The organism is Pseudomonas sp. RW409, assembly GCF_003184125.1.
Classification (GTDB): domain Bacteria; phylum Pseudomonadota; class Gammaproteobacteria; order Pseudomonadales; family Pseudomonadaceae; genus Aquipseudomonas; species Aquipseudomonas chlororaphis_I.
Map to the genome: position 1 here is coordinate 423,578 of NZ_QHHP01000033.1, position 7,479 is coordinate 431,056.

Below are 7,479 nucleotides of genomic sequence, written 5' to 3' on the forward strand. Positions count from 1 at the left end.
AGCTTTGTTCTCTTTGTGTGCAAACCAATGGACAAGGGTTCTGGCCCATGTCGGCGCCAGTGGGCCGGTTATTAGTCCAGCCGCGCAGCTTGGAGTTTAGGCAGATTCCAAGGGTTCCGTGTTTTTTTGCATGACATTCCTTGAAATAGACGGTTTTTATGCTGTCCGCGTGGCGCCTGGGATCTGTCTGCGCTTTCGCTGCCTCGCGCCTTGCCAGCCGCTGTACCCGGCGCCAGAATGCCCCATCTGCCCCGCCTGATGTAAGGAAGCCCGATGCCTGATCCTGTTGCTGCCAGCTTGCGTCTAGCGCCCGAAGCGCTGACCCGTCCGTTTTCCGCTGAACAGTTCAGCTTCTCGACCACCAATGATTTGGAGCCCTTTCGCGGTGTGCTTGGCCAGGAACGTGCGGTCGAAGCCTTGCAGTTCGGCGTGGCCATGCCACGCCCCGGTTACAACGTCTTTGTCATGGGCGAGCCCGGCACTGGTCGCTTCTCTTTCGTCAAACGCTACCTGAAGGCTGAGGGCAAACGCCTGCAGACCCCGTCCGACTGGGTCTACGTCAACAATTTCGATGAGCCGCGCGAGCCGCGCGCGCTGGAGCTGCCTTCGGGGGCCGCGGGGGCGTTCATCAGTGACATCAACGGCCTGATCGACAACCTGCTGGCGACCTTTCCGGCGGTCTTCGAGCATCCCTCCTATCAACAGAAGAAAAGCGCCATCGACCGCGCGTTCAACCAGCGCTACGACCGTGCCCTCGATGTGATCGAGCGCCTGGCGCTGGAGAAGGACGTCGCGCTGTACCGCGACAGCAGCAATATCGCCTTCACCCCGATGCTCGACGGCAAGGCGCTGGACGAGGCTGAGTTCGCGCAATTGCCCGAGGCCGATCGCGAGCGTTTCCACGAGGACATTTCCGCCCTGGAGGAGCGCCTCAACGAAGAACTGGCGAGCCTGCCGCAGTGGAAGCGCGAGTCGAGCAACCAGCTGCGTCACCTCAACGAAGAAACCATCACCCTGGCCTTGCAGCCGTTGCTGGCGCCGCTGTCCGAGAAGTACGCGGAAAATGCCGGCGTGTGTGGCTACCTGCAAGCCATGCAGGTGTACCTGCTCAAGACCGTGGTCGAGCAACTGGTGGACGACAGCAAGACCGACGCCGTGGCCCGCAAGCTGCTGGAAGAACAGTATGGTCCTAGCCTGGTGGTCGGCCATCCGGCCAGTGGCGGCGCGCCAGTGGTGTTCGAGCCGCACCCGACCTACGACAACCTGTTTGGCCGCATCGAATACAGCACCGACCAGGGCGCGCTCTACACCACTTACCGGCAGTTGCGTCCGGGTGCCCTGCATCGGGCCAACGGCGGTTTCCTGATTCTCGAAGCCGAGAAGATGCTCAGCGAACCCTTTGTCTGGGATGCCCTCAAGCGGGCCCTGCAATCGCGCAAGCTGAAGATGGAATCGCCGCTGGGCGAACTGGGGCGCCTGGCCACCGTGACCCTGACCCCGCAACACATCCCGCTGCAGGTCAAGGTCGTGATCATCGGTGCTCGCCAGCTGTACTACACGCTGCAGGACCTGGATCCGGACTTCCAGGAAATGTTCCGCGTGCTGGTGGACTTCGACGAAGACATCCCGATGGTGGACGAAAGTCTCGAACAGTTCGCCCAGCTGCTGAAAACCCGCACCTCCGAAGAAGGCATGGCGCCGCTGACCGCGGACGCGGTGGCACGCCTGGCGACCTATAGCGCCCGGCTGGCGGAACACCAGGGGCGCTTGTCGGCGCGTATTGGCGATCTGTTCCAGCTGGTCAGCGAGGCGGACTTCATCCGTCACCTGGCCTCGGACGAGATGACCGATGCCGGGCATATCGAACGGGCGCTCAAGGCCAAGGCCACCCGTACCGGGCGGGTCTCGGCGCGGATTCTCGACGACATGCTGGCGGGGATCATTCTGATCGACACCGATGGCGCGGCCGTGGGCAAGTGCAACGGCCTGACCGTACTGGAAGTGGGCGACTCGGCCTTTGGTATTCCGGCGCGGATTTCCGCCACGGTGTATCCGGGGGGCAGCGGTATCGTCGACATCGAGCGCGAGGTCAATCTCGGCCAGCCGATTCACTCCAAGGGCGTGATGATTCTCACCGGCTACCTGGGCAGCCGTTACGCGCAGGAATTCCCCCTGGCGATCTCGGCGAGCATCGCCCTGGAGCAATCCTACGGTTACGTCGATGGCGACAGTGCGTCGCTGGGCGAGGCGTGCACGCTGATCTCGGCCTTGTCGAAAACCCCGCTCAAGCAATGTTTTGCCATTACCGGGTCGATCAACCAGTTCGGCGAAGTGCAGGCGGTTGGCGGGGTCAACGAGAAGATCGAAGGCTTCTTCCGCCTCTGCGAAGCGCGGGGCCTGACGGGCGAGCAGGGCGCGATCATTCCTCACGCCAATGTCGCCACCCTGATGCTCGACGAGAAGGTACTGGCAGCGGTCCGCGCCGGGAAATTCCACGTGTATGCCGTGCGCCAGGCTGACGAGGCGCTGAGCCTGCTGGTCGGCGAGCCCGCGGGCGAGCCGGATGCGGATGGCCAGTTCCCGGAAGGCAGTGTCAACGCGCGGGTGGTGGAGCGTCTGCGGGTTATCGCGGAAATGATCAGCGAGGACGATCTCAAGGAAGCGGAAAAAGAGCAGGCACAAGAAGCATTGGCGCAAACCAAGCCGGCATGAGCTATGCCGCGGCGAGGGCTCGGCCTTCGTCGCGGCGCCGGTCCGCTGGCGTCAATTTTCTCGAATAGACCATTCGGCGCCTGTTCAGCCGGTCAACTTTGCTTCTCAGTCTTTTCTTCCTATTCTCAGGGCAGGAGAACGACAGTCGTCACTGGATCGAAACAGTCTTCACATGAGGGCTGAATACCGGATCTACCGAGGGTCGCCGCCATGTCGCGCAACCTCTGCCTTACCCGCCAGTGTCTTGGCCTGGTCACCCGTATCGAGTGCAGTATCCGCCCGCTGGCGGGAGATAACGGAATGTGGACCCTACTGTTCGCGGCCGGAATGGCCGGTGAACAACCTTCGGCCATCAAGGCCCAGGGACCTTTCTGCGGTCCCAGCGTGGCCGAATCCATCCTTGATTCCATCGTCGAAAGCCTGACCACCCACGGCTATGAGCTGGCCGACGATCCGCAGATCTGGTGCCTGCACCTTCAGGCGCAACTACGGCAGATCAATGGCGAACGCTGCCGCCATTGACGCGATCTCCCTTTAATCCCTACCGCTGAGTCCTACTCGGCGGGTGGTGGATTCTCCAGCTTGTCGAGCTTGACCTCAAAGCCATATTCGACGGTATTGAGTTCGCTGCGCTGGTAGGTTTCCAGCTCGGTGGGCTGCCCATAGAAGTAATGCACGTCGAACGAGGCCGAACCTTTTGCTGGCGCCTCATGGCTGACCGCAAGAATCTCCTTCAGGTACTGACCGCTGCTGTCCTTGGCGTAGAAGCGCCAGGCCTCGGTCGGGAACAGGCGCTGGTCGACGATCAGCGCATTGCCTCGCAGTTCAAGCCCTTTGGGCAACTGGCTGACGGGCAGGGCCTTCTTCTCGATGCTGGCCAGAAACAGTGGGATCGCACCGACGGCGTAAGCCGGGGTTTCCGGGAACAGGGTCAGGTCGTAAGTGATCGAGCTACGCAGTGGATCGACCTCGACCGCCTCCGAGGGCAGTTCGATGGGCTCGCCGCGTTTGCCGTTTTCGTTCTGGGTGAAGAAGGTCACCGGGCTGTCGCTGGTAGAGAAGGAGGTGCCCAGCAATTCGTCATTGAAGGTTTTCGGGTGGTCGAACTCGATCCGCGCCGCGCTGGCGTCCTCGGTGGATTGATGCACGACCACGCTTTTTTTCAGGGTGTCTTCGTCGAGGTTGGCGCCCTTGAGGTAGTTCGGTGCCTGGTCGTCATACACCACTACCGGCATGGGCAGGGGCTGGATCTTGCTGTCGGTGGTCAGAGGGTCGAAGCGCCGCACCGGCAGGTTGAACTCTTTACGGGTGACGGTGGCTCCAGAGAAATCCAGCACGTTGACTTCGAGCTTGTCGATCAGACCGTTGAAATACACCTTGGTGTAATGGCTGTGCTGCTCACGCTCGAAGGTTTTGCGCTCTTCTTCAAGCTGCTGTTCGAACGCCTGGCTCCAGGCCTTCTGTTTCTGCATTTCGGCGAGCTGCTTGGCGTAGAAGGCGATCTGTTGGCTGTTCTCGTTGATCGAACCGGAGCGCGAAAGGATCTGGCCGGTATTATCGCGTGCCTGCACCAGCAACGGGTTGAGCGGCGTCTCGCTGAGCCCGGGCGGCAGTGGGGCGCTGTTGGTCAACTCGATTTCGGCGCTGTTCTTGTCCAGGGACAGCAGTTTCACGCTGACATTCTTGTCGCTGCGTTGCTTGCCGACATCGGCCTTGTCCAGTTCGAAGGTGAGCACCTGGTGTGGCGCGATCACTTCGGCCTTGCCTTGCAACGTCACGGGTTGGGGCTGGTTCTTGTTTTCGACTTCCACGCCTTCGATGAACGGGTAGGTCACCGTCAGGTCATCCGGATTGGTCAGGTTGGAACTGGAGGGGCTCAACTGGATGCCGGGATCGGTTTCCGACCATTCGGGCTGGAAGGCGATGACCTTGCCGTTGCTCAGGGTTACGGATTGCCATTCCAGGCCGTGGGGGAAGGGGAATTGCGCCGGCATGTTGAAGCTGAAGGGGAACACCGGCTGCAGATCGGTCAGGTAGTCGGAGTTGGAGGTCTTGCGCAGTACGAACAGGCCATTGAGGTAGGTGTCGACCAGGGCCTGCGGGCTGGGGTAGTGCTTGAGCAGGGCCAGGGCGTCATCGCCGTATTCGGTCTCGATGGGCTTGCTCTTGAGCCGCAGTTGCGCTCGCTCGAGCAGTAACAGCGAACCGCCCAGGTCAGCGATGGCGTCCTTGAGCTTGGGATCCTGGATGGCGTCCAGGGATTGTTCGAACTGTGCGGTTTTCTGTTCCAGGCTGACTTGCTGCTTCTCGTCGCTGGGCGAGCAGCCGCTGCTGAGCAGTACCGCGATACACAGGCCGGTACCCGCCAAAGGCAATCGCAAATCCATTCTCCAGGCTTCCTGTCCGATGTCATTGAGCTGTTCAAGTGCTTGCGACACTAGCAGAAAAACGCTTTGGCAGACGCGCAGGCAATGGATTTCGTTGCGGTTTATGGGCTTTTGGCTGGCTGATATACTCGCCGCCGTTTTCAGACCTGTGTGAGATTCAATGGAACGTTTTATCGAGAATGCAATGTACGCCTCGCGCTGGCTGCTGGCGCCGATCTACTTTGGCCTGTCATTGGGGCTGCTCGCCCTGGCTTTGAAGTTCTTCCAGGAAGTCTTTCACGTCATCCCCAACGTGTTCTCCATGGCCGAGTCGGATCTGATCCTGGTGCTGCTGTCGTTGATCGACATGGCACTGGTCGGCGGCCTGCTGGTGATGGTGATGATCTCCGGCTACGAGAACTTCGTGTCTCAGCTGGACATCGACGAGGACAAGGAAAAGCTCAACTGGCTGGGCAAGATGGACTCCTCCTCGCTGAAGATGAAGGTGGCCGCGTCCATCGTGGCGATCTCCTCGATCCATCTGCTGCGGGTATTCATGGACGCGAAGAACATCGAGCCGCAGTACCTGATGTGGTACGTGATCATCCACATGACCTTCGTGATTTCGGCTTTCGCCATGGGCTATCTGGACAAGCTGACCAAGCACTGATCGCCTGACCACCGCTGTAGCCGCGCCGCCCGGCCGTTGTGAAACGGACGGGCGGCGTCGTTTGTGGCTTGTGCTTTTACCGGCCGAGGCATATCCCTGTAGGGGTCACGGGCTTGAACTGCGCGAGGTGCACCCATGAACCTGCACGAGTTGAATGCTTATGCCGTCGCCGGAAAAATCGACGAGCTGAACCTGATCTCCCTCGAAGGCGGTATCTATCTGCTCGAGGCGCGGATGCACGGGACGGCCTATCCATTGAGCGACGCCCACGGGCAGATGTTGCATCTGCGTTCGGTGGAACATGCCCGGGAAGTGCTGCATGCCTTTCCCAAGCTGCCCTTCAACCTGATCCACGCTTCAGTGCATGACGAGATGTGCGGCCTCTCGGCCAATACCGATGACAGCCTGCGGGTGCCCCTCGCCGTCCGCTCGGCCTGACAGGCGGGGACGCACGTTCATCACCGTGGCATCTGTGCTAGTCTGCTCGCCCTTTTGGTTCCGGGCGTCCCGGGATGCGCTGTGTACGCACGGCGGATTTCCGAGCCGTCCGCACAGCGGAGCAGTGTCATGTCCGAAGTAAATCTGTCCACCGACGAAACCCGCGTCAGCTACGGTATCGGCCGTCAGCTGGGCGACCAGCTGCGTGACAACCCGCCACCGGGCGTGAGCCTGGACGCCATCCTGGCGGGCCTGACCGACGCGTTCGCCGGCAAGCCTAGCCGTGTAGGCCAGGAAGAAATGTCCGCCAGCTTCAAGGTGATCCGCGAAATCATGCAGGCCGAAGCCGCTGCCAAGGCTGAAGCCGCTGCTGGCGCGGGCCTGGCTTTCCTGGCTGAAAACGCCAAGCGCGAAGGCATCACCACTCTGGCCTCCGGCCTGCAGTTCGAAGTGCTGACCCAGGGCGAAGGCGCCAAGCCATCCCGTGAAGACAGCGTGCGTACCCACTACCACGGCACCCTGATCGACGGCACTGTGTTCGACAGCTCCTACGAGCGCGGCCAGCCTGCGGAATTCCCGGTCGGCGGCGTGATCGCTGGCTGGACCGAGGCGCTGCAACTGATGAATGCCGGTAGCAAATGGCGTCTGTACGTGCCGAGCGAGCTGGCTTACGGCGCGCAAGGCGTTGGCAGCATCCCGCCGCACAGCGTTCTGGTGTTTGACGTCGAGCTGCTCGACGTTCTGTAAGCCTCAGCTGCCGGGCTGAGCGTGCTCGCGATCCATACGCCGTGTGTGCGGTGTACGGATCGCGCGCAGGTTCGCCTTGGCAGAGGGTTTAGGTGGGGTCATAGACGTATTTTTGCGCTCAGGCCTTGCCCTTCGGCTGTTCCGGCAGGGCGCAAGGCCCGTGCATAGCAGAACAGAAACAGGTTGCGCACCAGCTCCTTGAGCACCACCGGCTCGCTGGAACTCAGGCCATTGAGATCCAGGTCGCCCTGGTCCTGCAGCTCGTTCAAGGCTTCTTCTTCCAGTACCGCACAGACTTCCCCGGTTTCCCGATGCAGGATTCGCAGGTAAGGGTGTGGGCGGTCCAGCCATGCGTCGATCAAATAAGTCATGAGTCTCATCTCCTTGATGGGTTTCAATGAGAATAATTCTTATTCAATGAATAGCAAGTACCTATTGGCGGTTTCTGCTTTTTTCTGTATGGAAATTGTTGTGAGTCAAAAGGGCTGGCCTTTTGATAGGTGGCGGGAGAGGCGGGGAATCAGGCGGGAGCGGGGAGGGCTTCAC

General features: G+C 60.8%; 7 protein-coding genes. 5 read left to right on the forward strand and 2 right to left on the reverse strand.

The window, feature by feature from the left end; translation table 11 throughout:
- Nucleotides 1-273 precede the first annotated feature (273 nt).
- Nucleotides 274-2,712, forward strand: coding sequence for a Lon protease family protein (locus DK261_RS15165; RefSeq protein ID WP_009050953.1), 2,439 nt, complete (start codon nt 274-276; stop codon nt 2,710-2,712).
- A gap of 210 nt (nt 2,713-2,922) precedes the next feature.
- Nucleotides 2,923-3,234 (forward strand): hypothetical protein, encoded by a 312-nt coding sequence (locus DK261_RS15170; protein ID WP_007924756.1) that lies wholly within the window; start codon nt 2,923-2,925, stop codon nt 3,232-3,234.
- A gap of 32 nt (nt 3,235-3,266) precedes the next feature.
- Here DK261_RS15170 and DK261_RS15175 read toward each other — a convergent pair whose 3' ends face one another.
- A complete protein-coding gene (locus tag DK261_RS15175; RefSeq protein WP_110175911.1) occupies nt 3,267-5,099 on the reverse strand; it encodes a hypothetical protein in 1,833 nt (610 codons plus the stop codon).
- Between the two features lie 160 nt (nt 5,100-5,259).
- Here DK261_RS15175 and DK261_RS15180 point away from each other — a divergent pair, with 160 nt between their 5' ends.
- The 3 genes from DK261_RS15180 (at nt 5,260) to DK261_RS15190 (ending at nt 6,933) form a co-directional block, all read left to right on the forward strand.
- Nucleotides 5,260-5,748, forward strand: coding sequence for a TIGR00645 family protein (locus tag DK261_RS15180; RefSeq protein WP_007924753.1), 489 nt, complete (start codon nt 5,260-5,262; stop codon nt 5,746-5,748).
- 135 nt (nt 5,749-5,883) lie between these two features.
- A complete protein-coding gene (locus DK261_RS15185) occupies nt 5,884-6,186 on the forward strand; it encodes a DUF6482 family protein (RefSeq protein ID WP_009050951.1) in 303 nt (100 codons plus the stop codon).
- Nucleotides 6,187-6,315: 129 nt separating this feature from the next.
- Nucleotides 6,316-6,933 (forward strand): FKBP-type peptidyl-prolyl cis-trans isomerase, encoded by a 618-nt coding sequence (locus DK261_RS15190; protein ID WP_007924751.1) that lies wholly within the window; start codon nt 6,316-6,318, stop codon nt 6,931-6,933.
- A gap of 98 nt (nt 6,934-7,031) precedes the next feature.
- Here the strand turns inward: DK261_RS15190 and DK261_RS15195 are convergent, their stop codons facing one another.
- Entirely contained in the window at nt 7,032-7,304 is a 273-nt protein-coding gene (locus DK261_RS15195; protein ID WP_009045712.1) for a hypothetical protein, read from the reverse strand.
- Nucleotides 7,305-7,479 lie beyond the last annotated feature (175 nt).

What these genes read in the sequence shown, in the direction of transcription:
- DK261_RS15180 (WP_007924753.1), top strand. Translation starts at nt 5,260, where the DNA reads ATGGAACGTTTTATCGAGAATGCAATGTACGCCTCGCGCTGGCTGCTG.
- DK261_RS15175 (WP_110175911.1), bottom strand. Translation starts at nt 5,099, where the DNA reads ATGGATTTGCGATTGCCTTTGGCGGGTACCGGCCTGTGTATCGCGGTA.
- DK261_RS15190 (WP_007924751.1), top strand. Translation starts at nt 6,316, where the DNA reads ATGTCCGAAGTAAATCTGTCCACCGACGAAACCCGCGTCAGCTACGGT.
- DK261_RS15165 (WP_009050953.1), top strand. Translation starts at nt 274, where the DNA reads ATGCCTGATCCTGTTGCTGCCAGCTTGCGTCTAGCGCCCGAAGCGCTG.
- DK261_RS15170 (WP_007924756.1), top strand. Translation starts at nt 2,923, where the DNA reads ATGTCGCGCAACCTCTGCCTTACCCGCCAGTGTCTTGGCCTGGTCACC.
- DK261_RS15185 (WP_009050951.1), top strand. Translation starts at nt 5,884, where the DNA reads ATGAACCTGCACGAGTTGAATGCTTATGCCGTCGCCGGAAAAATCGAC.
- DK261_RS15195 (WP_009045712.1), bottom strand. Translation starts at nt 7,304, where the DNA reads ATGACTTATTTGATCGACGCATGGCTGGACCGCCCACACCCTTACCTG.